This is a genomic window from Streptomyces sp. NPDC054863 (genome assembly GCF_053610825.1).
Genome location: NZ_JBSGZD010000029.1, coordinates 1 through 24,122 on the forward strand (window position 1 = coordinate 1; position 24,122 = coordinate 24,122).

17 protein-coding genes, 1 pseudogene and 1 riboswitch are annotated in these 24,122 nt (G+C 70.4%); of the genes and pseudogenes, 2 read left to right on the top strand and 16 right to left on the bottom strand.

The genetic code is table 11. The features are described from left to right. Positions 1-50: 50 nt before the first annotated feature. The 11 genes and pseudogenes from ACWGIG_RS08535 to ACWGIG_RS08585 form a co-directional block, all read right to left on the bottom strand. Positions 51-1,265 carry a phospholipase D-like domain-containing protein gene (locus ACWGIG_RS08535; RefSeq protein WP_453320783.1) on the bottom strand — a complete coding sequence of 405 codons (1,215 nt, stop codon included), beginning with the start codon at positions 1,263-1,265 and terminating at the stop codon, positions 51-53. 147 nt (positions 1,266-1,412) lie between these two features. After that, on the bottom strand, positions 1,413-2,717 hold the full coding sequence (locus tag ACWGIG_RS08540) for a class I SAM-dependent methyltransferase (protein WP_453320810.1): 1,305 nt from the start codon (positions 2,715-2,717) through the stop codon (positions 1,413-1,415). Between the two features lie 218 nt (positions 2,718-2,935). Then, positions 2,936-4,342, bottom strand: a complete 1,407-nt coding sequence (locus tag ACWGIG_RS08545; RefSeq protein ID WP_453320784.1) for an NAD(P)/FAD-dependent oxidoreductase — start codon at positions 4,340-4,342, stop codon at positions 2,936-2,938. Positions 4,343-4,691: 349 nt separating this feature from the next. After that, a complete protein-coding gene (locus tag ACWGIG_RS08550) occupies positions 4,692-5,615 on the bottom strand; it encodes a Ppx/GppA phosphatase family protein (protein ID WP_453320785.1) in 924 nt (307 codons plus the stop codon). Further along, a complete protein-coding gene (locus ACWGIG_RS08555) occupies positions 5,612-6,202 on the bottom strand; it encodes a DUF501 domain-containing protein (RefSeq protein ID WP_453320786.1) in 591 nt (196 codons plus the stop codon). The genes ACWGIG_RS08550 and ACWGIG_RS08555 overlap by 4 nt, the downstream gene beginning before the upstream one ends. Before the next feature lie 64 nt (positions 6,203-6,266). Then, positions 6,267-6,752, bottom strand: a complete 486-nt coding sequence (locus ACWGIG_RS08560; RefSeq protein WP_453320787.1) for an FtsB family cell division protein — start codon at positions 6,750-6,752, stop codon at positions 6,267-6,269. Between the two features lie 136 nt (positions 6,753-6,888). After that, entirely contained in the window at positions 6,889-8,175 is a 1,287-nt protein-coding gene (gene eno / locus ACWGIG_RS08565; RefSeq protein ID WP_453320788.1) for a phosphopyruvate hydratase, read from the bottom strand. A 369-nt stretch (positions 8,176-8,544) separates the two neighbouring features. Next, a complete protein-coding gene (locus ACWGIG_RS08570) occupies positions 8,545-9,261 on the bottom strand; it encodes a transglycosylase family protein (protein ID WP_453320789.1) in 717 nt (238 codons plus the stop codon). 2 nt (positions 9,262-9,263) lie between these two features. Beyond that, positions 9,264-9,461, bottom strand: a riboswitch (cyclic di-AMP (ydaO/yuaA leader). A gap of 277 nt (positions 9,462-9,738) precedes the next feature. Continuing rightward, positions 9,739-10,854 (bottom strand): transglycosylase family protein, encoded by a 1,116-nt coding sequence (locus ACWGIG_RS08575; RefSeq protein ID WP_453320790.1) that lies wholly within the window; start codon positions 10,852-10,854, stop codon positions 9,739-9,741. Positions 10,855-10,971: 117 nt separating this feature from the next. After that, a pseudogene (locus ACWGIG_RS08580) lies at positions 10,972-11,259 on the bottom strand (cytochrome P450); the annotation flags it as partial. Between the two features lie 47 nt (positions 11,260-11,306). After that, positions 11,307-13,268: a recombinase family protein gene (locus tag ACWGIG_RS08585; protein ID WP_453320791.1), complete on the bottom strand. Its 1,962-nt coding sequence runs from the start codon at positions 13,266-13,268 to the stop codon at positions 11,307-11,309. A gap of 302 nt (positions 13,269-13,570) precedes the next feature. Here ACWGIG_RS08585 and ACWGIG_RS08590 point away from each other — a divergent pair, with 302 nt between their 5' ends. Next, a complete protein-coding gene (locus ACWGIG_RS08590; RefSeq protein ID WP_453320792.1) occupies positions 13,571-14,824 on the top strand; it encodes a cytochrome P450 family protein in 1,254 nt (417 codons plus the stop codon). Between the two features lie 92 nt (positions 14,825-14,916). On the opposite strand, the gene ACWGIG_RS08595 is transcribed toward ACWGIG_RS08590, so the two are convergent. The 4 genes from ACWGIG_RS08595 to ACWGIG_RS08610 form a co-directional block, all read right to left on the bottom strand. Next, positions 14,917-17,004 carry a hypothetical protein gene (locus tag ACWGIG_RS08595; protein ID WP_453320793.1) on the bottom strand — a complete coding sequence of 696 codons (2,088 nt, stop codon included), beginning with the start codon at positions 17,002-17,004 and terminating at the stop codon, positions 14,917-14,919. A 42-nt stretch (positions 17,005-17,046) separates the two neighbouring features. After that, positions 17,047-18,141: a nucleoside triphosphate pyrophosphohydrolase gene (locus ACWGIG_RS08600; protein ID WP_453320794.1), complete on the bottom strand. Its 1,095-nt coding sequence runs from the start codon at positions 18,139-18,141 to the stop codon at positions 17,047-17,049. A gap of 393 nt (positions 18,142-18,534) precedes the next feature. Continuing rightward, complete coding sequence (locus tag ACWGIG_RS08605; protein WP_453320795.1) at positions 18,535-19,230, bottom strand: SurA N-terminal domain-containing protein; 696 nt, start codon at positions 19,228-19,230, stop codon at positions 18,535-18,537. A 63-nt stretch (positions 19,231-19,293) separates the two neighbouring features. Next, on the bottom strand, positions 19,294-20,355 hold the full coding sequence (locus tag ACWGIG_RS08610; protein ID WP_453320796.1) for a glycosyltransferase family 2 protein: 1,062 nt from the start codon (positions 20,353-20,355) through the stop codon (positions 19,294-19,296). Between the two features lie 123 nt (positions 20,356-20,478). On the opposite strand from ACWGIG_RS08610, the gene ACWGIG_RS08615 reads away from it, so the two are divergent. After that, entirely contained in the window at positions 20,479-23,322 is a 2,844-nt protein-coding gene (locus ACWGIG_RS08615) for a YfhO family protein (RefSeq protein WP_453320797.1), read from the top strand. 383 nt (positions 23,323-23,705) lie between these two features. Here ACWGIG_RS08615 and ACWGIG_RS08620 read toward each other — a convergent pair whose 3' ends face one another. Beyond that, positions 23,706-24,113, bottom strand: coding sequence for a GtrA family protein (locus ACWGIG_RS08620; RefSeq protein ID WP_453320798.1), 408 nt, complete (start codon positions 24,111-24,113; stop codon positions 23,706-23,708). Positions 24,114-24,122 lie beyond the last annotated feature (9 nt).

Genomic DNA, 24,122 nt, shown 5'->3' on the forward strand with positions numbered 1-24,122 from the left:
CCCACGACGTGCGTACGTCGTGGGGGCCGCCCGCTTTTTCCGTTCCGCGACTACGAGCCCTTGCAGTAGCTCATGATCTTCGCGTGGTTCTCCTTGAACTGGTCGTAGAGGCCCGCGTTGTCGATCTTCAGCAGCGTCTCGTCGTTGGCGCGCAGCGCCGCGTAGCTGTAGTTGTGGCTGCCGGTGAAGACCAGCTTGCGGCCCGCCCTGCCCTCGTAGGTGCCGTTCACCAGCACGTACTTGGAGTGCAGTCCGACCGGGTTCTTGCCCTCGCGCTTCTCCGCGCACTCGACGCGGTCGGCGATCTTCCCGGCGAGGATCTTGCGGACGTCGGCGCTCATCGCCGTACCGCCGTCGTTGGCGAGGCGCACCTTGCAGCCGGCCGCCTCCATCGACACCAGCTTCGTCGCGACCTCGCGGCGCGAGAAGAGGTTGGCGGCCACCCGCACCTCGGTGCCGGCCTTGCAGTCGACGTTGCCGAGGATCAGCGAGACGGTGTCGGTGGACGCGTCGCCGTTCCACTGCTTGCCCGCGGCTTCCTTGCGCGGGAAGAAGTAGGTCTTGTACGCGCCCGCCGACGGGGTCCTGTAGTAGTTGTTGTCGATCTTGCGCTGGGCGAGATCGGCGAAGTAGTCCTGGTAGACCCCGTAGAGACCGGCGTCGACGATGGTGACCGCGTTGTTGAACAGGTCGGTGCGCTGCAGGCTCGTCATGTTCGCCGAGGCCTGCACGACGACGTTCCTGCTGCCGCCGGTCTCGGAGAACAGCCAGAACTTGTTGTGGTTGATCGAGCCGTCCTCGGAACCGTCCACCAGCTCGCGCGAGCCGATGCAGCCGCGGTTCTTGCCGCAGTTGGTGACGTAGGAGGCCTTGGACTGGTCCGTGCCCAGCGCTGCCTTCAGGGTGTCGTACTGGCCGCCCGCGCCGGTCGCCGCGTTGTCGATGACGATCTTGACGTTGACGCCGCGCTTCTTGGCGTCCGCGAGGGCGCCCGAGACCTGGGTGTCGGTGAAGGAGTAGAGCCCGGCGGTGATGGTGCTGCCCTCCTTCGCCCCCTCGATCAGGCCCTTCACGTGGTCGCGGATCCGGCTCTGGGCGGCGCTGTCGCCCGCCGGGTCGTTGAACGTCGCGGTCGTCGCCACGGCCGCCTCCGCCTCGGGCGCTGCGCCCGCGAAGGCCACGGCCGGGACCGTGAGGGCTGCGACCGCCGCTCCCGTCCCCCACAGCCACATCCGCTTCGTACGCGTGCTCCTGCGGTGCTGCACGTCGATTCCCCTCTTCCTTGACGTGTCCGTACGTGACTCCCGTACGTGACGAAACTCCGCGCCGGACCCGGGGGCCCGAACACGGAGTTCCGCAAAATCTCAACGTAGCGTCACGCCAGGGGGGTTCGAACACCCTCCCTCAGGTGGTCACTCACTCCCCCCACCCCATACACGGGAGCGCAGCGGCATCCCGGACGCCCCGGAGTCCTCCGGGCGGACGGCCAGGATCTGGTTGACGCCTATCTTGTTGCGCTCGAAGGAGAGCGCGGAGGCGGCCATGTAGAGCCGCCAGACGCGGGCCCGGCCCGGGGTGACCGTCCGCAGGGCGGCGTCCCAGTGCTTCTCCAGGTTGGCGACCCAGTGGCGCAGGGTCAGCGCGTAGTGCTCGCGGAGCGACTCCAGGTCGCGGACCTCGAAACCGGCCTCCTCCAGGAGGCTCGCGGTGCGCCCTGCCGGCGCCAGCTCGCCGTCCGGGAAGACGTAGGAGTCGATGAACTCGTCGACGTGGTAGGCGCCTTCGTCGGCGACCGGGCGCCGGGCGATCTGGTGGTTGAGCAGCTTGCCGCCCGGCTTGAGGAGCGCGTACAGGTCGGCCGCGTACTCGCCGTACCGGACGGCGCCGACGTGCTCGGCCATGCCGATCGAGGAGATCGCGTCGTAGGGTCCGTCCCGTACGTCGCGGTAGTCCTGCACCCGGATCTCGATCCGGTCGGTGAGCCCCTCCTCGGCGATGCGCTTGCGGGCGAAGGCGGCCTGCTCGGTGGAGAGCGTCACGCCGGTGACGTGGACGCCGTACGTACGGGCCGCGTGGATCGCCATCGAGCCCCAGCCGCAGCCCACGTCGAGGAGCCGCTGCCCCGGCCGCAGGTCGAGCTTGCGGGCGATCAGGTCGAGCTTGTCGCGCTGGGCGTCCTCAAGGGTGGCTTCCGGGTCGGGGAAGTAGGCGCAGGAGTAGACCATGGACGGGCCGAGGACCAGCGAGTAGAAGTCGTTGCCCACGTCGTAGTGGTGGCGAACCGACTCCTTGTCCCGGCGCCTGGTGTGCAGCCGGCCGGTGCGGCGGCGCAGCTCCTCGGGCGGTGCGGGCGGCGGCGGGAACGGGCCGCCGAGCTTCAGCAGGCCGCGGGCGGCGGCCCGCAGCCTGGGGTCGCGGGCCGGGTGGACGGCGTCCTTGACGTCGCCGTCTCGCTCCCAGATCAGCCCGGCGATCAGGTCCAGGGCCTCGTACAGGTCCCCGACCACGTCGATCTCACCGGCCACCCAGGCGCGGGCGAGCCCCAGCTCCCCCGGCTTCCAGAGCAGCCTGCGCAGCGCCCGGCGGTCGCGGATCGCGAGGACCGGGGCGCCGGGCGGGCCCGCCTCGCTCCCGTCCCAGGCGCGGATGCGGACCGGGAGCGGGGCGGAGAGGAGTTCCTCGGCAAGACTGGTCAGCCGCATTGCGGCATCGGCCATGGTGCACACCTCCATGTCGTCCATGTCATTCATGTCATCGACGTACTACTGGGACTAACACCGGCCGGTGGCTGCCGCATCCCGAAATCGCGTCACGGGACGGCAAAATAGATGGCACTTACATCTACATATGTACGGATACGCCGAAGGGGCCGCCCGCACCACGGATGGCGGACGGCCCCTTCGGGATCAGAACTCGTGTCGTGGCGGACGACGCGTCAGGAGGCCTTGGCCTCGGTCTTCTTCGGCTCGGCCGCAACCGGAACCTTCACCGCATCGACCGGGGCCGGTGCGGGCTTGGCGGCCTCGTAGAACTCCTCGCGGGGAGTCTCCATGGCGCCGAGCGAGACGACCTCGCGCTTGAGGAACATCCCCAGCGTCCAGTCGGCCAGCACGCGGATCTTGCGGTTGAACGTCGGCATCGCCATGCCGTGGTAGCCACGGTGCGCGTACCAGGCGAGACGGCCCTTGAGCTTGATCTTCATCTTGCCCATGACGATCATCGCGACGCCCTTGTGCAGGCCGAGACCCGCGACCGCGCCCTTGTTGGCGTGGCTGTACTCCTTCTGCGGGAAGCCCCGCATGCCGGAGACCACGTTGTCGCCGAGGACCTTGGCCTGGCGCAGCGCGTGCTGGGCGTTCGGCGGGCACCAGGCGTTCGGGTTGCCGGCCTTGCGGCCGACGAGGTCCGGAACCTGGGCGTTGTCGCCACCGGCCCAGATGTAGTCGCTGCCCTGCACCTGGAGGGTGGCCTGGGTGTCGACGTGGCCGCGCGGGCCGAGCGGCAGGCCGTAGCGGGCCAGTGCCGGGTTCGGCTTCACACCGGCGGTCCACACGATGGTGTTGGAGTCGACCTCAAGGCCGTTCTTCAGCACCACGTGGCCGTCGACGCAGGAGTCCATCGACGTCGAGAGGTGAATCTCGATGCCGCGGCTCTCCAGGTGCTCCTTGCCCCAGCGGCCCAGGTCCGGGCCCACCTCGGGAAGGATCTTGTCGGCGGCGTCCACGAGGACGAACCGCATGTCGTCGCGCGAGACGTTGCTGTACTGCTTGGCCGCGTCGCGGGCCATGTCCTCGACCTCGCCGATGGTCTCCGCACCTGCGAAGCCACCGCCGACGAAGACGAAGGTCAGCGCACGGCGGCGGACCTCTTCGTCGGTCGTGGAGTCGGCCTTGTCGAGCTGCTCGACGACGTGGTTGCGCAGGCCGATGGCCTCCTCGACGCCCTTCATGCCGATGCCCTGCTCGGCGAGGCCGGGGATCGGGAAGGTGCGGGAGACCGCGCCGAGCGCGACGACCAGGTAGTCGAAGGGCAGCTCGTAGGCCTCGCCGACGAGCGGCGAGATCGTGGCGACCTTGCGGTCCTGATCGATGGTGGTGACCCGACCGGTGAGCACCTCGGCCTTGGGAAGGACGCGTCGCAGTGGTACGACGACGTGCCTCGGCGAGATGTTGCCGGCGGCGGCTTCGGGGAGGAAGGGCTGGTAGGTCATGTACGAGCGCGGGTCGACGACCGTGACGGTCGCTTCCGCATAACGCATCTTCTTGAGAATGCGTCGTGCCGCGTACAGGCCTACGTACCCACCGCCTACTACGAGGATCCTGGGACGCTCCGTGGTGCTCATGCAATCGAGTATCCACCCCTCACCGGGGGGTACCTCGTGAGCCCCTTCACAAGGTCTGCGGGGCCCTCTGCTACACTCCGCGGCCCACGTGACTCAGGTCATGGTGCGAAGGGGGAACCACCAGGGGTCGGGGGACGTTGAAAACCCCTTCCCAGCAGGCCCGATGGCCCCTTCCGGACGCTGGACCACTTACGCGATTCATACATCCGTAACACGCCCGGAACCGTCCGTTATGCGCGCACTCGGGGTCGCCGCGCCGCCCGATCGGCTCCCGGACGTAAAAAAGGGGCCCAACAGGCCCCTTTTCCTTGTGAAGAACTTCACGAAGTTCGTTCGGCGGGCTTCCGCGTCAGGCTACGGACCACCCGATGCCGTCCAGAATGTCGTGTTCCGAGACCACGACCTCGGAGGCTCCCGCGCGCTCCATGAGGGCGAGCAGGATGAGCGATCCGGCGACGATGACGTCCACCCGGCCCGGGTGCATGGCGGGGATGGCCGCCTTCTCGTCGTGGGTGGCACCGATCAGCATCCCGGTGACCTCCTTGACGCGCTCGTACGGGATCCGGGCGTGGTGGATCGCCGACGGGTCGTACGCGTCGAGCCCCAGCGCGATCGCCGCGACGGTGGTGACGGACCCGGCGAGGCCGACGAGGGTGCGGGGGGAGCCGTCGGCCAGCGGCACCGTCCGCGCGGCCAGGTCGAGGGCGGCCCCGATGTCCTTGCGGATCGCGGCGACCTGCTCGGGGGTGGCCGGGCTGGACGGCTGGTGCCGCTCGGTCAGCCGTACGCAGCCGATGTCGACGGAGCGGGCGGCCCCGACCGTCCCGCGGCCCGTGACGAGCTCGGTGGAGCCGCCGCCGATGTCGGCGACCAGATACTCCCCGCCCTGGCCCGCCAGCTCCTTGGTGGCACCGGTGAAGGAGAACGCGGCCTCCTGGTCGCCGGAGATCACCTCGGGCTCGACGCCCAGGATGTCGAGGACGCCGGAGACGAACTCCTCGCGGTTCTCGGCGTCCCGGGAGGCGGAGGTGGCCACGAAACGGACCTTCTCCGCCCCGTGCGCCTTGATGATCTCCGCGTACTCGCGGCAGGCGGCGAAGGTGCGCTCCAGGGCCTCCGGGGCGAGCCGACCGGTGCGGTCCACGCCCTGGCCGAGCCGGACGATCGTCATGCGGCGGTCGAGGTCGACCAGCTCGCCCGTCGTAGGGTCGGCGTCGGCGACGAGCAGGCGGATGGAGTTCGTACCACAGTCGATGGCGGCGACCCGGGTCACTTGGCGGTCTCCTCGGTCTGGGCGGCGCCCTCGCCGGCTGCCTGGTCGGCGGCCTTGTCGGCGGCCTTGTCCAGGCACGGGGTGACGCAGGGTCCCTTGGCCCACCACTCGGGCAGCAGTGCGAGGGCCTCGTCGCCGAAGGGGTTCACACCGGGGCCCGCGACCAGGGAGTGGCCGACGAGGACGTGCAGGCACTTCACGCGGTCGGGCATCCCGCCGGCGCTGGGGAAGCCCACCAGCTCCTCGATCTCGTCGCGCCGCTTCAGGTAGTCCTCGTGCGCGGCCCGGTAGGTGTCCGCCAGCTCCTGGTCGGTGGAGAGCCGCGCCTGCATCTCCTTCATCAGGCCGGAGCCCTCCAGGGTGCCGATGGCGCCCGTGGCACGGGGGCAGGTCATGTAGTAGAGCGTGGGGAACGGCGTGCCGTCGTCCAGTCGCGGGGCCGTCTCGACCACGTCGGGGTTGCCGCAGGGGCAGCGGTGCGCGATCGCGCGCAGCCCGCGCGGCGGGCGGCCGAGCTGGAGCTTGAACGCCTCGATGTCCCGGTCGGTGGGCTCGGTGCGCGGCGTGGTCGGGGGCGGGGTGTGCATGCGTGCCTTCTGTCGGTCTGTTCCGTCTGTTTCGTACGGAGAGTGGTTCTTACGCAGAGCGGTTCTACGGTTCCCGGCGGTCGGCCTCGTCGACGCCGCCCCAGACGTGGGAGTACCAGGGCCGGTCGGCGGCCCCGCCCTCGCCCGGCCGCTCGGTGGCGCCGGACGCGTCCGGGTCGTACATGGTGAAGCCGGTCTCCCCCGGCTTCACGTAGTGCAGGTGCTCGCGGGACAGCCGCACGATGTACGCGTCGTCGCGGAGCCGGGCCTTGGCGTCGCGGAGCTGCTCGACGCGCCGCTCCGCCTCGTTCCTGGCCTGCTCCTGGTCGGCGATCTCGGTGCGCTGCGAGAAGTAGCTCCGTATCGGATACGCGAGGGCCACCACCAGCGTGCAGACCACCAGGACCAGCAGCGCCGCCCGGCCCGTGAGCCGGGAGCGGCGGGCCTGGCGGCGGGTCTGGGAGCGGTAGACGCGGGCGGCGGTCTGCTCGCCGAGCAGGCGCAGCCTGGTCGTGGTGGAGAACCGGTCGCGGTTGCCCTTCGCGGCCATCCGTTGTCCCTCCCCGTTACGCGCCGACGTCCCCGCACACGGTACGGGACCGGGTACGGGGACGTACGGAGGCTTAAACCTTCAGCGGGGTCTCAACCCCCTTGAAGGCCCAGCAGGCACAGCTTGCGCAGCAGGCTCAGCCCTTGAAGCGGGGGAACGCCGAGCGGCCCGCGTACACCGCGGCGTCGTCGAGGATCTCCTCGATGCGCAGCAGCTGGTTGTACTTGGCGACGCGGTCCGAGCGGGCCGGGGCGCCGGTCTTGATCTGGCCGCAGTTCACCGCGACCGCGAGGTCGGCGATGGTGACGTCCTCGGTCTCGCCGCTGCGGTGGCTCATCATGCACTTGAAGCCGTTGCGCTGGGCCAGCTCGACGGCGTCCAGCGTCTCGGTGAGCGAGCCGATCTGGTTGACCTTGACGAGCAGGGCGTTCGCGGAGTTCTCCTCGATGCCGCGGGCCAGGCGCTCCGGGTTGGTGACGAAGAGGTCGTCGCCGACGATCTGGACCTTGGAGCCCAGCTTGCCGGTGAGAACCGCCCAGCCCGCCCAGTCGTCCTCGTACAGCGGGTCCTCGATGGAGACCATCGGGTACGCGGAGACGAGCTCCTCGTAGTACTCGGTCATCTCGGCGGCCGAGCGGGACTTGCCCTCGAACTCGTACTTGCCGTCCTTGTAGAACTCGGAGGCGGCGACGTCGAGCGCGAGCGCGATCTGCTCGCCGGGGATGTAACCGGCCTGCGTGATGGCCTCGACGATGAGGTCGAGCGCGGCGCGGTTGGACTCCAGGTTCGGGGCGAAGCCGCCCTCGTCGCCCAGGCCGGTGGACAGGCCCTTGGTCTTCAGCACCTTCTTGAGGGTGTGGTAGACCTCGGCGCCCCAGCGAAGGGCCTCGGAGAAGGACTCCGCGCCGATCGGGGCGATCATGAACTCCTGGATGTCGACGTTGGAGTCGGCGTGCGACCCACCGTTGAGGATGTTCATCATCGGGACGGGCAGCAGGTGCGCGTTCGGGCCACCGAGGTAGCGGAACAGCGGCAGGTCGCTCGCCTCGGAGGCCGCGTGGGCCACCGCGAGGGAGACGCCCAGGATGGCGTTGGCGCCGAGGGAGCCCTTGTTCTCGGTGGCGTCGAGGTCGAACATCGCCTGGTCGATCAGGCGCTGCTCGGTCGCGTCGTAGCCGACGAGCTCCGGGCCGATCTGCTCGATGACGGCGAGGACTGCCTTCTCGACACCCTTGCCCATGTAGCGGTTGGGGTCACCGTCGCGAAGCTCGATGGCTTCGAAGGCGCCGGTGGAGGCGCCGGACGGGACAGCAGCACGACCGGTGCTGCCGTCGTCGAGGCCGACCTCGACCTCGACCGTGGGATTGCCTCGGGAGTCCAGGATTTCCCGGGCTACGACGACGTCGATGGACGGCACGAGCATCTCCTTATGGGATGTGACGCTGAGGAAGCAGGGTGCAGGGTCGCTTTCGGCCTTGCGACATGAGCCTAACCGGATCGCGGACGACAGCCAGCCGATCGACCGCCCGCTGGGACGAAAAGATGCCCGAATGCCTGTATTACGGGACGAAGGACATAAGGGTCGTCGCCATGTGTTACGGATCCGTTCACTCAGCGTGCCTACGGGCCCTGCACATATGAGGGGACGCGGACACAAAAGGGCCCCGGCCCGGCGCGTACAGGGGGAAGTCGCGCCCGGCCGGGGACCAGGAGTGCGGAGCGGACGGGGGTGGGCCGTCCGCTCCACGGGGCGGGGACCGGGCGGGGGTGGGCCGCCGAAGTCCCCGCGGGGTCAGCTCAGGTGGAGCTGCTGACCCGGGAAGATGAGGTCGGCGTCGGAGACGACTTCCTCATTCAGGTCCATGATGTGCTGCCAGCCGCCCTTGACGCCCTTCGCCTCGGCGATCTTCGAGAGGGTGTCGCCGGACTTGACCTCGTACTCGCCGTCACCCTTCTTGATCGGGCCGCCGGCCTTCGACTCGACCTTGGGGACCGAGCGGGTCTCGGAGCGCTGCTCCTGCTTCGGGGCCTTGCGGGACTCGGAGCGGGAGGCCGGGGCCTCGGAGCGCTGCTCCTTCTTCGGGGCGGACTTCTGTGCGCCCGAGCCGGTGCTGACGCCCGGGTCGACACCGTCGTTACTGAGGTTGCCGGCGCCCGCGCAGGCCCAGGCGCCGGGGCCCTGGATCTTGAGGAGCTGCTCGGCCACGGCGATCTGCTGGCCCTTGGAGGCCTGGTCGGCGCGCGGCGCGTACTTGGTGCCGCCGGCGGCGGCCCAGGAGGAGTTGGTGAACTGCAGGCCGCCGTAGTAGCCGTTGCCCGTGTTGATGGACCAGTTGCCGCCGGACTCGCACTGGGCGACCGCGTCCCAGGTGTCGACGGAGGCGGCGGAGGCCGTGGAGGCCCCCATCAGCGGAGCGGCGACCGCGACACCGGTGACACCCGCGAGGGTGGCGACCCGGGTGGCCTTGGACGGACGACGGTGCTTGCCCTTGCCGTTGAACAGCGACATGAAAATCCCCTCACCGACGCCTTCGAGGTGAGCTGTCGGGTTCGGGCTGTGAGTTCGCCCGGCCCTCGGTCGGGTCCGCACCGTGTCGGCTGCGTTCCGTCTCGAAGGCTTCACCCCAAGCCGTTCCCGTCACGTCTCTCAACGTCCGGTCCCGGCACTTACCTTGGGTCCCCCGCTCCTGCCTACGGCGCTTTACGCGACGACTGCTCCCGGGGCCCGCCGGCAGGATTCGGCGTGACGGGCTCCGGTGCTCACCGGTGGCGAGCGAGGACGACCGTAATCACAGGTGTCCCCGATGTTCAAAGAGGCACATCGGGGACATTCGGCCCCTACTTGCCCTCCCTGCACGGCCGTTTACGCAGGTCAGAGGGGGCACGGCAGGACCTTCCCGCAGGGACGCGCCAGTTGGGGCAGAGAGACTCATGTCTCACTTGCGCAGAACCGGACATAAGACCCTGAAGTACCCGTGTTCTGGGCCTAGTTTTCGCTCAGGTCGAGGCTCTGGCCTGGCTTGATGAGGTCCGGATCGCCGCCCACGGCCTTGCGGTTGGCCTCGTAGAGCGCGGGCCAGCCGCCGGGCACGTGCGCCTCGTCGGCGATGTGCCAGAGGTTGTCGCCGGGCCGCACGGTGTAGTTGCCCGGCTCGGGTGCGGTCCCGTCCGCCCCCTTGTCGCCGCCGCGGGAGGCATGACCGCCCGCCTCGCGCCCGTCGGCCTTCTCCGGGGCGGACGAATCGTCCTGTCCGGGAAGGGAGTTCTCGGGAGCGGGCTCGCCGCGGTGCTTGCCCTGACTGCCAGCCGCGGGGTCGGGAGTGCCCGGTGTGGCGGGCGTGGTGGGTGTGGCCGGGGACTCGGCGCCGGGGGTCTGCGCACCGGGCGTGGTGGTGCCGGGGAACGGCTGCCCGGCGTCCGGGGCGGCCGGAGTGTCCGGGCCGGTGCTGGGCTCGATGCTGGAGCCGGGAAGCGGCTCGGCGGGCTGCTCGCCGCCGGGGGTGGCGGGCGTGGCCGGAGTGGTGGGCGTCGCGGGAGGGGTGGGTGTCGCGGGGTCCGTCGGCGCACCCTTTTCCGTACCCGCGTCCGGGGTGCCCTCGTGCTGGGGCTCCGTGCCGGGGGTGTCCGGCTTCACGGAGCCCGCCGGGGGCTTGGGCGTAGCGCCGGTGTCCGTACCGGGGTCGGCGGCGTCGACGCCGCCGGAAGCGGAACCGGAACCGGAGCCACCACCCGGGGCGAGCCCGGAGACGACGGCGCAGCTCGGCCAGGCCTGCGGGCCCTCGGCGGCGAACACCTTCTCGGCGACCTTGATCTGCTGTCCACGGCTGGCGAGGTCGGGGCGCGCGGCGTACGCGGTGCCGCCGTACTGCTCCCACTTCTCCTGCGAGAACTGCAGGCCGCCGTAGTAGCCGTTGCTCAGGTCGGCACTCCACATGCCGCCGCTCTCGCACTCGGCGACGCGGTCCCAGGTGTTCGCCTCGACCGCACTGGCACTGGTCGCGCCCAGGAGCGGAATCGCGAGTGCGGAGCCGGTCACCCCTGCCGCGACGATGAGAGCGGGTGCCTGACGCGGGCGGCGGTGCTTACCGTTCCCGGAGCGCATGCGGTTGCCTTTCAGCTGACGGTGACCCGGCTTCTGGCCGTAACTGCCGGGTCGCCCGTGAACGTAGCCGCAGTCGAACACCCGTCACAAGTCGATGCAGTGCAGATCACGCGAAGGTCACATAGCTGACGCACCATCAGCTCCGGGTGTCCGTACGACTTCCCCGAACTCCACCGGGAGGGTGCGCAGTCCGCGCATGATGAGGCCCCCACGCCACCTCAAATCGGCAGGATCTTCCGCGAGTTGCAGGTCAGGGAGGCGGGTCAGCAGGGCCGCCAGAGCCGTCTGCGCTTCGAGGCGGGCGAGGGGGGCACCGAGGCAGTAGTGGATGCCGTGACCGTAGCCAAGATGCTGGTTGTCCCGACGGCTGAGATCGAGGGCGTCCGCATTCTGGAACCGGTCCGGCCGGTGGCGGCGCTGTGGGACCAGACGTCGCCCCCTTGCACTCCCACCTACCCGCGCTGCCCCTGAGCGACCGGGCCGGAACGAAGCTGAACGGTCACGGCGAGTCCAGGCAGCCGGGGGCGCTGGTACGCGGGAGTGCCCCGGGTCCCCGCCTCCAGCCTGCTCATCACTTCGGGCCACAGCCCCGCCCGCCACCACTTCAACTGACGGGTACGAATGGGGTCGACGACTCCCCAGGTGAGGGGCATGTCTCTCCACCCCATGCCGTGGCGAAGCCTGTGCAGCATGCCGCAGAACTGCTGACGGATGTCGTACTTGCCGGCGAAGTGCTTCTTTGACAGGTGCGGACGCAGCATGTCGACTACGGCCTGCCACTCGGCATCCGTCGGGTCCTGGGGGACCAGCGTTCCGGTCTCCCAGTGCCATTCGCTGACTTCGCACTTGGTCCCGGGCTTGAGCGGCCCCTCCCTCACACCGAGGAGCACCTCGATGTGGAACAGGTCAAAGAACTCCTTGCGCTCCTCCCACGACATGGCCGTAAGGCCCTCCCTGCCGTTCCCGACGAAGCCGTCGAAGCTGCGGGCCCGGCGCTCGTGGGCGGCGTAAGTCTCCAGCCAGTGCTCGGCATGGCCCTTCTGCTCGCGGAAGCTCTCCAGTTCGCCCTGCAACTGCTTCACCGACGCCTTGAGAACCAGGGGATCGACACCGGCCCTGATGTACTCGGGCACCCTCCTGTTGATGAGATCTTCCTGCGCGGCAGCCTTCTCACCGAACTCGATGACGCGCCGCTCGTACTTGGCCTTGTCGCCGGGAAGGGTGTCACCCCGGTCCGCGGTCTGTGCCCGAAGACCGGTTCCCTCCTCCGTCATGAGCTCGGTCAACTCGTCGTAGATGGCCTGTTCGATCGCGTCGGCGTTGAAGTTCGGCTCGCCGCAAGAGGTGCCGCCCCTGAGGGTTCCCTTGCAGCGGTACACACGCTCCTGATTGCCGCCGCCTCTGCTGGTTCCGGTGTACACATCACCGCAAGCCCCCTTGATGTGCCCACTGAGGGGGTAGGGGCGGTTGCTCTGCCGTCCGCGCTGGAATCCGATGTTCTTCAGCGTTTCCAGGAGGAGCCCGGCGCGCTCCGCGCCGAAGATGGGTGGGACGCCGATCTTGACCGGTGCGCCGTGGACGGGTGTGCCGTCCTCATGGAGACCAGTGGAGTTCTTTGCGCCGCTTCGGCACGTCTTCCGGTAGACGACATACCCGTCGTGGATGGTCTCGCTGTAGAGACAGTTGCGGAGGTTGGCAACAGTCCAGGGAACGCCGCTCCGGGTGGACAACTCGCGCTTGTTGAGCTCCTTGACGGCCTCGGTGAAGTTCATGCCGTCATCCACGAGCAGCGCGACGGCCGCACCGAGGACCATGGCTTCGTCTGCGTCCGTGACAAGGACGGAGAACTTCCTCCTGCGCCCACCGATCCACGTCACGTCGTCCTGGATTCGATAGCCGTAGGGTGCCGGGCCTCCGGGCCACCCCCCGTAGCTGATCTTCAACTCGCGGCCGGCGACGGTGCGCTCCTTGATTCGTCGCCACTCCATTTCGGAGAAGGTCACGTACTCCTTGAACCGGGACCAACCGGCCTCGGTGCTTGTGTCGATGCCTTCGCTGACGGAGATGAACGCGATGCCCAGATCCGCCATGTCCCAGGCCCACTGGTAGGCAGCGCGAGCAGTACGCCCGATGCGGTCGACCCGGGGAACGAGGATGCGATGGAAGCACTGCCGGTGGGCGTCTGCCACGAGCCGGTCCATCTCGGGACGGCTTTCGAGAACGCCGGAGACTGCCTTGTCGATGTACTTGCCGAAAAGCGTCGCATCAGGATGGATTTCGAGCCAGCTTCCGCAGATCCCGTCCTGGTCCTCAAGGCCGAAACCATCGAGCTGGTTCAGGGTCGATACACGGCTGTACTGAGCAACAACGATCGACGCCGGGGCGCCAAGGCGTGCGCGTGCCACAATGGGCATGTCCAGTCCTCCCAGACTGTTCCGTCCCCGAGGTGTTGCTTCGCCGTCGGGAAGGTTCCGGCCTCATCGCGCTGCTGCAAGCGCTTTGAGGTCGGCGCCATTTTCCGGGAGCTTACCTTTACCTCTGCACAGCGTCGGAAGAATGAATAAGCCCACTCCATGCGAGTAGCAGAAGCGATCCTCCATATCGCACACCCTTGACACAGTGGAACTGGTCGCCGAATTCCTGTGGGGTGCGGCACACATGTCTTACCAGTCGCACCGGCGAGACCCCACGTCAGCGAGCCCGGTACCGTCATGGCGTGAACACGCCGCACTCCACGCCGGAACTCTTCACCTGGGAGTTCGCCACCGACCCGTATCCCTCGTACGCATGGTTGCGGGAGAACTCTCCCGTCCACTGGACAACCCTGCCCAGCGGAGTCGAGGCGTGGTTGGTCACCCGGTACGCCGATGCGCGGCAGGCGCTCGCCGATCAGCGGCTGAGCAAGAACCCTGCGCACCATGCCGAGGATGCGGCAGGGAAGAGCAGGACCGGCATCCCCGGCGAGCGCAGCGCCAACCTCATGACGCACCTGCTCAACATCGACCCCCCGGACCACACCCGACTCCGGCGCCTCGTCTCCAAGGCGTTCACCCCGCGCCGGGTCGCGGAGTTCGCACCCCGGGTGCAGGAGTTGGCCGACGGACTCCTGGATCAGTTCGTGGCCAAGGGGGAGGCCGATCTCATTCACGAGTACGCGTTCCCGCTGCCTATCTACGCAATTTGCGATCTCCTGGGCGTACCCCCCGAGGACCAGGACGACTTCCGCGACTGGGCGGGCATGATGATTCGCCATGGGGGTGGTCCGCGGGGCGGGGTCGCGCGGTCGGTGAAGAAGATTCGGAATTACCTTACCGAGCTGATTCACCGTAAACGCGAAACTCTCGGGACGGACGGATCGGAAGACGACTTGATCTCCGGCTTGATCAGGGCCAGCGATCACGGCGAACACCTCACCGAAGCAGAAGCAGTGGCCATGTGCTTTGTGCTTCTCTTTGCGGGCTTTGAAACAACGTTGAATCTGATTGGTAATGGGGCGCTTGCCCTCATGACAGACCCCGAACAGAGGAGCCTTCTCCAGGAGAGCCTCGAACGTGGCGAAACGGCGCTACTGGAAACAGGTGTTGAGGAACTCCTGCGATTCGACGGCCCTGTCGAGATGGCCACCTGGCGGTACGCGACGCAGCCTCTCGAAATCGGCGGTGTCCCGATCGCCGTCGGTGACCCCGTCCTGGTCGTACTCGCGGCTGCCGATCGTGACCCGGAGAAGTTCGAAGGCCCGGACACCCTTGACCTCTCCCGCAAGGACAACCCTCACCTGGGATACGGCCACGGCATCCACTACTGCATCGGCGCCCCGCTTGCCCGGCTGGAGGGACAGACCGCGCTGGCCACACTGCTGCGACGCCTGCCGGACCTGGAACTGGCGGTGGCTCCGGAAGAGCTTCGCTGGCGTGGGGGGTTGATCATGCGGGGGCTTCGGGTGCTGCCGGTGGCTTTCACGCCGCGTTGATCGCGCGTGGGCCCTCGCCTCGACGGCGAACTCCCAGGTGAAGAGGGTGGGGGCGGGAGATTGGGGGCGGGGGGATGGGTCACGCTCCGGCGCTAACCCGGGTCGGACGTGGGGGCGTTTCCACGATGCCTCGACGGCGGCCCGGGGAGAGAGCCGGTGTTTGGCGTGTACCAGGACGGGGGCGTGTAGTGGATCTCGGGGACCTTTTCCAGGTCCGCGAAGGCGGTCGAGGCCGGGGCGTACCCCTGGTCGGCGGCCTTGCGCAGCCAGCGACGGGCCTCGTCCTGCTGTTCCCCGCGCGCAAGCATGAGCCCCAGCTGGCACTCCTCGGCGGCGCCGCCCTCCTTCGCCGCCGTACGGAGGCACTCCAGCGCCTCGTCCCGCCCGCCCTGGCCTTCCAGTACGAGCCCCAGGCGCACCCAGGCCCACGGGCGCCCGCCTTCGGCTGCCCGCCGGAACAGGGTCGCCGCCTCCGCCTCGGAGGGGACGTCCCCCTTCTCGACCAGCAGCGAGGCAAGGTTGTTCACTGCCCGCAGGTCGCCCCCCTCGACGCCGATGCGGTACCAGTGCTCGGCCTCTTCCCGGGCGCCCGTCGAATGGAGGAGGCTGCCGAGGCTCGCGGCGACCGTGCTGCGGTACTTGGTGTTCGCCGCGGCCTGGCGGTAACGGCGCAGGGCTTCGTCGGTGTCGCCGCTGCCGACCAGCGTGTCACCGAGGCGGTGGGCGGCTGCGGAGCCGCCCCGGTCGGCGACGACGCCCAGCCAGTGCCGGGCCCGGTCGAGGTGGAGCTCGCCGAGGAGCACGGCCGCGTAATTGTCCCCGGCCCGCACCGCCCTCTCCAGGTACGTGACGGCCCTGCCGTGCTCCCCCTTCTCCGCCAGGGCCCGCCCGGCGGCCCAGGCCGCACCGACAGCGCCCTCGTCCGCGTCCGAGGCCCGGACGAACCAGTCCGCCGCCTCCGTGTCGCCGAACTCCTCCAGCAGCCGGCCCAGGTCGAACATCGCCCTGCCGTCCCCGGCCTCGGCCGACTCGCCGAACGCCCCCTTGGCCGCCTCCAGGATCTCCGCCCTGTCGCGCTCCGGGGCGGCCCGGGCGGCGGCGAACCAGGCCATGGCCGCCACGTCCGAGAGGTCGCGCGGCTGCGGCTCACAGCCGAGCAGCGCGCCGTGCACCCGCCAGGTCCCCTCGTCGGCACCGGCGACCAGCATCCCGGCCACGCCGTGGCGCACCTTCGCGGCCCAGGCCAGCGCCTCTTCGGCGGACTCCAGCTCCGGCTTCCGGGACTCGTACTCCTCGTACTCCCAGTGGATCTCCCGCAACGAGATCAGCGGAACCGCCCCCGGGTACCCGCACCGCGCCACGTCCAGCGCCGCCCGCACCAGCAGGTGTCCCCGCAGGTGCCCGCCGGACTCGCCGGCCCACTGCCACTCCTCCCGGAGCTCGGAGCCGACCGCCAGGTACTTCGTCACGTCCTTCTCGTCACGGACGGCCCGGTGCCGGGGGTTCGGGCTCTCCGCGAGACGGGCCCGCTCGGCCCCGCTCCAGCCCTCCGCCACCCTCAACACCTTTGCACTGCGCAGCAGTTGGCCGTGGCCGTCCTGCCCGAAGCGGTACGTACCGTAGTCCGCGTCCGACATCGTGGCGACGATCGGCACGCCCAGGCGGTGGAGCTGGCCCGCCACGTCCAGGTCGAGGCCGCCCGCCCCCAGGTGCCCGACGAGATCGTCGAGCCACAGCACGCAGCGGTTGCCGGCCGGCCCCTGGCGCAGGGCGGAGGGCAGCGTACGGAAGTCCGTGCCCTTCGGGGGCGCGTAGATCCGCAGGCCGGGGCCGACCTCCCGGATCGCCGCCCATGCGCTGAAGGTCTTACCGGCCAGAGGCGGCCCCGTGACCAGCACGAAGGGGTGGGTCCTCAGCAGTGTGCACAACGCCGGGTCGTGGTCCCGGGGCAGGTACGGCAGGACGTCCGAACCGCCCTTGACGGTGGGCGCGCTCTCCGGGGCCTCGCGCGCCATGGGCCAACTCGCCGGGTCAGGAAACGCGTTGCCCTGCGTCGCGATGTAGACGGACCCGACGTGGCTCGACTGGACGACGGACCCGACGTGGTCCGCCTGGACGACGGGCCCGAGCACCCGCCCGGACACCTCGTTGGACACATCCCGGCGATCGCCGCTGCCCACAGTCCCCCACCCACTCCCTAGCGCGCCACTCCCGCCACCGTACTAACCCAACTCCCCCTCCACCGCCAGGATCGCGTCCCGGTACGCCCGCGAGGCGGCGCGCAGGGCGGTCTCCGGGTCCACCCCGTCGGCCTCGGACCGGGCGGCCAGGGCGAGGAGTTGGTGGCCGATGCCCGCGTCGCCCGCCGGGAGCGGGACGTCGAGGCCTGCGGAACGTACCCGTGAGGACAGCTTGGCGGCCAGTGCCAGGGCGGGCTGGGAGAGGGGGATGCCCTCCGTCACCGAGTCGCGCTGCTTCTCGACGGCCTTGGTGCGGAGCCAGGTCGCCTTCACGTCCGCCGGGGTTTCCGCCGTCTCGTCGCCGAAGACGTGCGGGTGGCGGTGGATGAGCTTTTCGATGAGGGTGGCCGCGACGTCGTCGATGGAGAAGGGGGCGTCGCCCGCTTCGCCGTCCTCGCCCTCCTCGCCGGTGGCCTCCTGTGCGATGCGGGCGTGGAAGACGACCTGGAGGAGTACGTCGCCCAGCTCCTCGCGGAGCTCGGTGCGGTCGCCGGCCTCGATGGCTTCGACGAGTTCGTACGCCTCCTCGATGCCGTACTTGGCGAGGCCCTCGTGGGTCTGCTGCGACGACCACGGGCACTCCCGGCGGATCCGGTCCATGACGTCGACGAGGTCGAGGAGGCGGGCGCCGGGGAGGTCGTACGAACCGGGGAGGAGTTCGAGGTCCGGCATCTGTACGCGGTTCGAACCGGCGAGGCGCGCGAGGCCGTCGGTGAGGCGGGCGTCCCCCTCGCCGGAGGGTCCGGTGGGCAGGACGACGACGGTGCGTCCGCCCCCGCCCGCACAGAAGGAGACCAGCTCCTCCGCCGTCGGCACGGCGTGCTCGACGGTGACGCCCGCCTCGTACAGGTACGGCAGCTGCGGGTGCTGCTCGTCCGCGCACAGCACCCGGTCGGCGCCGCGCAGCGTCTGCCAGGCCGGCCACGACAGCAGGCCGGGGGCGACCCGGTGGCTGGCGGTCAGCAGGACGATGCGGCCGGGGCCGGGGCCGGGGCCGTGGGCAGGGGCCGGGGTCGCACCAGGCGACGCGTCGGAGGGGTCGGGGGCGCCGGGTGCTCCGGGTGCTTCTGTGGTCACTCCTCGACGGTACCCGGGAGGTACGACAGCGCAGGCGGGACGGCCCTCGCGGGACGAGCGGGAGCACGAGGGCTGCAGGCGGGGTCCGCCCTCGCTGGAGGACCGGCAGCACGAGGGCCCAGGTGGGGGCCGCCCCGCCGGGCAACCGGGACCACGACAACGCAAGTGCGGACCGCCCTCGCAGGGCAACCAGGAGCACGAGGGCCCAGGTGGGGGCGCCCTCGTCGGGCGACCCGGAGGTACGACAGCGCAGGTGCGGTGGCAGCGCGGTCAGGCGGCCCCGCCCCGGCGGTGGGCACCCGCCGGGCTGCGGGACGCGTCCGGATGCGGGACGCGTCCGGATACGGGCCTCTTCCTGATGCGGGCCGCCTGCGGATTCGGGCCGCGTTCGGGCTACTGGGTCTGGGGGACGCCCGCCTGCTCCGCCGCCTGGGCCTCCGCGTTCTTCGTCTTCTGGGTGATCCAGGGGGCGCGGCGGTCGGTGAGGCCGATCTTCTCGTTGTCCCAGCTGCCGTAGCGCGGATTGACCGTGATCTTCAGGGCCTTGGACGCCTCGGCGAGGACCTTGGTCACCTTTGCCTGGCCGTCCGGGGTGGAGAGGCTGGCCCGGTTCGCTGCGGCGATCTTGTTGAGGAGGATCTCCTCGCGTACGGCCTGCTCGATCTGGTCGGGGGCGATGCCGCGCTGGACCAGCATCTCCCCGAGCTTCTTCTCGCCCTGCGCCTGCTGGACGGCGGCGGCCCGCGCCTGCTGGATCTCCTTGCGGCTGACCTCGACGCCCGCGTCGGCCGCCGCGCGCTCGACGACCTTGCCGAAGAGCATGCTGTGCAGCTTGGCGCGGCTCATCTGGCCGGTGCTGCTGATCAGTTGGGTGGCCTGAGGGGCCTTCGCCTGGGCGGCCCGTACGTCCTTGACCTGGTTCTGGACGGAGGACGTCTCGATGCGTTCGCCCCCCACGAGGGCTGCCGCGCCGGGGTGGGCCTGGCTGCCGCAGGCGGTGAGCACGGGGACTGCGGCGAGCAGGCCGGCGGAGAGGAGGAGCGTGGTGCGGGTGCGGCTGCGGGCGCGGACGTGAGTACGGCGGTGCAAAGGGGGCCTCCCGGGGCGGTGATCGTGCGGCATTGCGACGAACAGGCCTTGCAGTTGTTGATGTTAAGCAGCCGGAGTGGTCCGGGCCACCGGTTCGACCAACGAGTCGTTCACGCGTGGGGATGCGGCGGGTGCGGAGCGGGGGCCGGTGTTCGTCTCGCCGATCAGGAAGTGCGGGCGGCGCTTCGCCTCGTAGTAGATGCGGCCGACGTATTCGCCGACGACGCCGAGCAGCACCATCTGGACGCCGGAGAGGGCCGTCACCGCGACGAGCAGGGTGACATAACCGGGAGTTTCCACGCCGTTGACGAGCGCGTCACCGACAATCCACGCGGTGTACGCGGCGGCAATGGCGAGGAGGAAGAGGCCGAAGTAGAGGGCGGCCCGCAGTGGTTTGTTGTTGAAGGAAATGACGCCGTCGAGGCCGTAGTTGAGGAGTTTTCCGAAGGTCCATTTCGAGCCGCCCTGTTCGCGCACCGCATTCTCGTACTCGAATGTCGCCGTCGGGAATCCGATCCAGGCGAAGATCCCTTTCGAGAAGCGGTTGTATTCGGTGAGGCTGAGCACTGCGTCCACGGCGCGGCGGGAGAGCAGCCGGAAATCGCCGACGCCGTCGACGAGCTCGACGTCGACGAGGCGGTTGACCAGGCGGTAGTACGCGCGGGCGGTGAGGGTGCGGGTGACGCGGTCGCCGGTCCTGGTGCGGCGGGCCACCACCTGGTCGTGGCCCTGGTGGTGCAGGTCGACCATGCGGGCGACGAGTTCGGGCGGGTGCTGGAGGTCCGCGTCCATGATCACCACGGCGTCGCCCGTGGCGTGCCGCAGACCGGCCAGCATGGCGGCCTCCTTGCCGAAGTTGCGGCTGAAGGACACGTACCGGACGCGCGGGTCGGCGGTGGCGAGCGACCTGAGGTGGTCGAGCGTCGCGTCCCGGCTGCCGTCGTCGACGTACACGAATTCGAATTCTGCGGCCGGAGCGGGCTCCGGGGCGGATTCCCGGTCCGCTCCCGGGACGGACGCCGGGGTGGGCAGGGCCAGCGGAGCGATTTCCCGTGACACATGGGCGTGGAATCGCCGGACGATCTCCGCCTCATTGAAACAGGGCACGACGAGGGAGATGAGCATGTGTCATGGCAACGCGGGCAGATGACGTTTCCTCACGCGTTGTGTGACGGGTGGAGGGCGGTTCGGTTAACGGAATTGCGCGGTGCTGGTGAAGTGCCTGGCGGGGTGTTTACGGTCGGCCTCATGCTGAATCGTCCGCGCCGACCGCTGCGCCTGTCCCCCGCCGCACGGACCGTCGCCGCACGTCCCGTTGCCGCACGTCCCCTCGCGGCAGGGACCGTCGCCGCACCCCATGCCGCCGCGCACCGCATCGCCGCGCATCCCGTCGCCGCGGCCTCGCTGCTCGCTGCCGTGGTCGCCGCGCTCGCGCACTGTCTGGGATCCGCGCTCGCGGGGAGCCAGCCCTTCGGGCGGATGAACCGGAACGTGAACGACCTGGGCACACAGTTCGTCCCCTTCCACGCCCACCTGTGGGACGTCCTGCACGGCCGCGCGGACGGTGGCTGGCTGGTCAACTGGCAGTCGGGGTACGGCTCCAGCTTCCTGCCCGACGTGGGGACGTACCTGTCGAGCCCGTTCGCGCTGCTCGTCGCGCTGTTCCCGAAGGAGCAGATAGACCTCGCGGTGTACGTGACGTCGGTGGCGCGGATCGGGACGGCGGGCGCGGTGATGGCGTGGCTGCTGCTCACGCTGCGTCCGGGCGGACGGTGGTGGCCGGCCGGGACCCTCGGGGCGGCGTACGCGCTGTGCGGGTGGGCGGTGATCGAGGCGTCGTACAACCCGATGTGGCTGGACGGGCTGATCGGGCTGCCGCTGCTGTGCCTGGTGGGCGAATGGGTGCGGACGGGGCGCGGGTTCCGGGTGTGGTTCGGGGCGGGGGTGCCGCTGGTCGCGCTGGTGTGGACGGCGAACTTCTACACCGCGTACATGGCGACGATCGGGGCGGGCCTCGTACTGGGGGTGCGGCTGCTGACCGAGGGGACGGGGTCGGGGGCGGAAGCCGCGGGGGTCGCTCGGGGCGGCATGCGTCTCGTGCGTACCGCGGTACGGGCGTGCGGGGTGGTGGTGCTCGGGATCGGGCTGTCGGCGCCGGTGCTGTTCACGGTGTTCGCGGGGACGCGGCACGCGTATCCGGGGATGGGGCTGAGCTTCCGGCAGGCGGGGTGGGGGGATGTGCTGGCGCGGCTGCTTCCGGCGACGTACACCTTCAGCTCGCCCGCGATGTACGTGAGTTCGGTGGTGCTGGTGCTGGCGTGCGCGCTGCCGTTCCACCGGGGGATCGCGGTGCGGGTGCGGGTGGGGTGGTGCGTGCTGGTGGTGGCGGTGCTGGTGTCGATGCAGTGGGGGCCGACGCATCTGGCGTGGCACGCGTTCGCGGAGCCGAACGGGAGCTCGTACCGGCAGACGTTCGTACTGAGCGGGGTGCTGGTGATCGCCGGGTGGCTGACGGTCAGTCATGTACGGCTGCCACGCCTGGCCTTGGCGGGAGGCACCGCGTGCGTGGCGCTGGCGGCCCTGGCGGGGGTGGGGACTTCCTTCGCCGGGCGGTGGGCGTGGGCCGGGGCGGCGGCGGGGCTGGTGGCTGTGGCGGGCGCGCTGTTGCTGTTGGGGCGTACGGGGCGGGAGGTGGGACAGGACCCGGGGCGGGCGGGGCCCGTGCGGTCGGGGCGTGCGCGGCGCTGGTACACCGTGGCGGCTGCGGTGCTGCTGGTCGGGTGCACGGTCGGGCAGTCCGCCCTGGCGACGGCGTGGGCGGCGAAGCGGCGGGTGGCCGCGCAGGACGACCACGCCCCGTACGGCGCACGGCAGAGCGCGCAGAGCGCGGTGATCGACGGGGTGGACGAGTGGCCCCGCATGCGCACCGAGCCGGGGCGCGCGCAGACCGTGCACAACGACGCGATGGTGGTGGGCGGCCAGGGCGCCTCGTACTACAGCAGCATGACCTCCGCCGTGCTGACCCGGACCCTGGGCGCACTCGGCGACGGCTGGAACGGCAGCGGACGCGCCCCGCACAGCCTCGACAACCCGGTGACGGACGCACTGTTCGGAGTCGGCGTCCGGCTGCGGTCGACGTACCGGAAGGGCGCGGACACCGACTTCACGGTGGTACGGCGGGAGGCGGCGCCGCTGGTGACGGTGCGGGACTCCTTGCCGGAGGGGACGAAGTACGGGCACTCGGCCTTCTCCAACCAGGAGTTGCTGCTGGGAGCGAAGGTGTACGAGAGGCTGTCGGGGACGGGAGAGAGGGCGGGTACGGCGGGTACGGCGGGCACGGCAGGCACGGCAGGTACGGCAGGTACGGCAGGTACGTGCACGCCCGGGGCGCCGGTCTTCCTGTGGGCGCCGGGATTCAACGGCGTGGCACGGATGGCCGCCCCGGCGGGTGAGGACAAGGGCGTGCCCTTCGAGGCCAAGCGGGGCCGGGTGCGGGCGGCGATGCAGCAGCTGGGGGTCGCCCCGGCGGACGGGCGGGTCCGGCTCTCCCTGCGCGGAACGGGGTCGCGGGGCGCGGAGGCGGCATGCCTGCGCGAGGACCGGCTGACGGCGGCGGTACGGGCGCTGCGCGCGGGCGGGGCGCGCGAGGTGGCAGTGGAGGACGGGACGATACGGGTGGGGCTGGGGGCGGCAGGGTCCGGGGTGGGCGGTGCGTACCGTGCGCCCGGGACGCCGCGGACCGCGGTGTTCGCCGTGCCGCGGATCGCGGGCTGGCAGTGCGCGGTCGACGGGGGCGAACTCACCCCTGCCGGGAACTACTTGGGATTGCTGGCGGTTCCGCTGGGCGAGGGCGGACGGGCCTCGGAGATCCGCTGCGCGTTCCGGCCGCCGGGGCTGCGGGCGGGGGTCGGGGTGGGCCTGGGCTCGGTCGTGATCGCTGCGGCGGCGGGGGCGTTGCATGTGGTGCGACGGCGGAAGGGGCATGGCGAGGAGGCGGGTACTGCGACGCAGGACCGACCTGCACCGACCGAGCCCCATCCTGGAACCGGGACCGGGACCGGGACCGACGCGCCGGTGACGGCGCGGCCGTAGGGGGAGCGCGCCGGGGGCGGGGCGGGAGCGGAAGTGCCGGGGGCAGGGCCGGATCGGCGGACCGGAGCCAGGGCGGCGTGAGTCGAGGGGGCCGCCCTCGCTCGCCGAGCCCGGGACCGACGCGACGGAGACGGCCCGACCGCCCAGGGAGCGCGCCGGGGGCGGAGCGGGGGCGTGCCGCGAGTGCGGGGCGGGGGTGGTGGGTGTTTGCCTGCGGCGCCTGCCCCTCCCCGCTCCTTCCCGAAAACGCTGCCGCGGGGCGGGGTGGGGGCTGAGGTTCGGGGCTGCGCCCCGTGCACGGCTGCGCCGCGCGTCCTCGAACGCCGGACGGGCTGAAAGCCGGACGGGCCGAGGGGACCGCGGCGAGCCTTGGATGCCCCCGCTCAGCGGCCCGCTTCCGCCAGCTCCTTCCCCGCCGGGTCCGTCAGGATCCGGCGGGACAGCACGAACGTCACCGGAATCGCTGCCACCGCCGCCGCCAGCGGGGCGACCCTGTCGTTCAGGTCGCACCACTCCACCAGCACGAACACCCCCACCGAAGTGACCACGAAGTTCGTCAGGTTGGTCAGCGGGAAGAGGAGGAACTTCCGCCACGTCGGGCGGGTCCGGTACGTGAAACGGGTGTTGAGGAAGAAGGAGCCGATCATGCTCAGCACGAACGCCGCCACATAGGCCGGGTAGTACGGCAGCCACCGGTGCAGCACCAGGTACGCCCCGTAGAAGGTGGCCGTGTTCACCACCCCCACCAGGGCGAACCTCAACACCTGTGCGAACACCGGGCGTTGTTGCATCAACCCGCC

Bases quoted from the DNA above. Each gene is read 5' to 3' on its own strand.
- eno (WP_453320788.1), bottom strand. From the start codon at position 8,175: ATGCTCGTGCCGTCCATCGACGTCGTCGTAGCCCGGGAAATCCTGGAC.
- ACWGIG_RS08575 (WP_453320790.1), bottom strand. From the start codon at position 10,854: ATGCGCTCCGGGAACGGTAAGCACCGCCGCCCGCGTCAGGCACCCGCT.
- ACWGIG_RS08610 (WP_453320796.1), bottom strand. From the start codon at position 20,355: ATGCTCATCTCCCTCGTCGTGCCCTGTTTCAATGAGGCGGAGATCGTC.
- ACWGIG_RS08540 (WP_453320810.1), bottom strand. From the start codon at position 2,717: ATGGCCGATGCCGCAATGCGGCTGACCAGTCTTGCCGAGGAACTCCTC.
- ACWGIG_RS08545 (WP_453320784.1), bottom strand. From the start codon at position 4,342: ATGAGCACCACGGAGCGTCCCAGGATCCTCGTAGTAGGCGGTGGGTAC.
- ACWGIG_RS08570 (WP_453320789.1), bottom strand. From the start codon at position 9,261: ATGTCGCTGTTCAACGGCAAGGGCAAGCACCGTCGTCCGTCCAAGGCC.
- ACWGIG_RS08555 (WP_453320786.1), bottom strand. From the start codon at position 6,202: ATGCACACCCCGCCCCCGACCACGCCGCGCACCGAGCCCACCGACCGG.
- ACWGIG_RS08560 (WP_453320787.1), bottom strand. From the start codon at position 6,752: ATGGCCGCGAAGGGCAACCGCGACCGGTTCTCCACCACGACCAGGCTG.
- ACWGIG_RS08615 (WP_453320797.1), top strand. From the start codon at position 20,479: ATGCTGAATCGTCCGCGCCGACCGCTGCGCCTGTCCCCCGCCGCACGG.
- ACWGIG_RS08620 (WP_453320798.1), bottom strand. From the start codon at position 24,113: ATGCAACAACGCCCGGTGTTCGCACAGGTGTTGAGGTTCGCCCTGGTG.
- ACWGIG_RS08585 (WP_453320791.1), bottom strand. From the start codon at position 13,268: ATGCCCATTGTGGCACGCGCACGCCTTGGCGCCCCGGCGTCGATCGTT.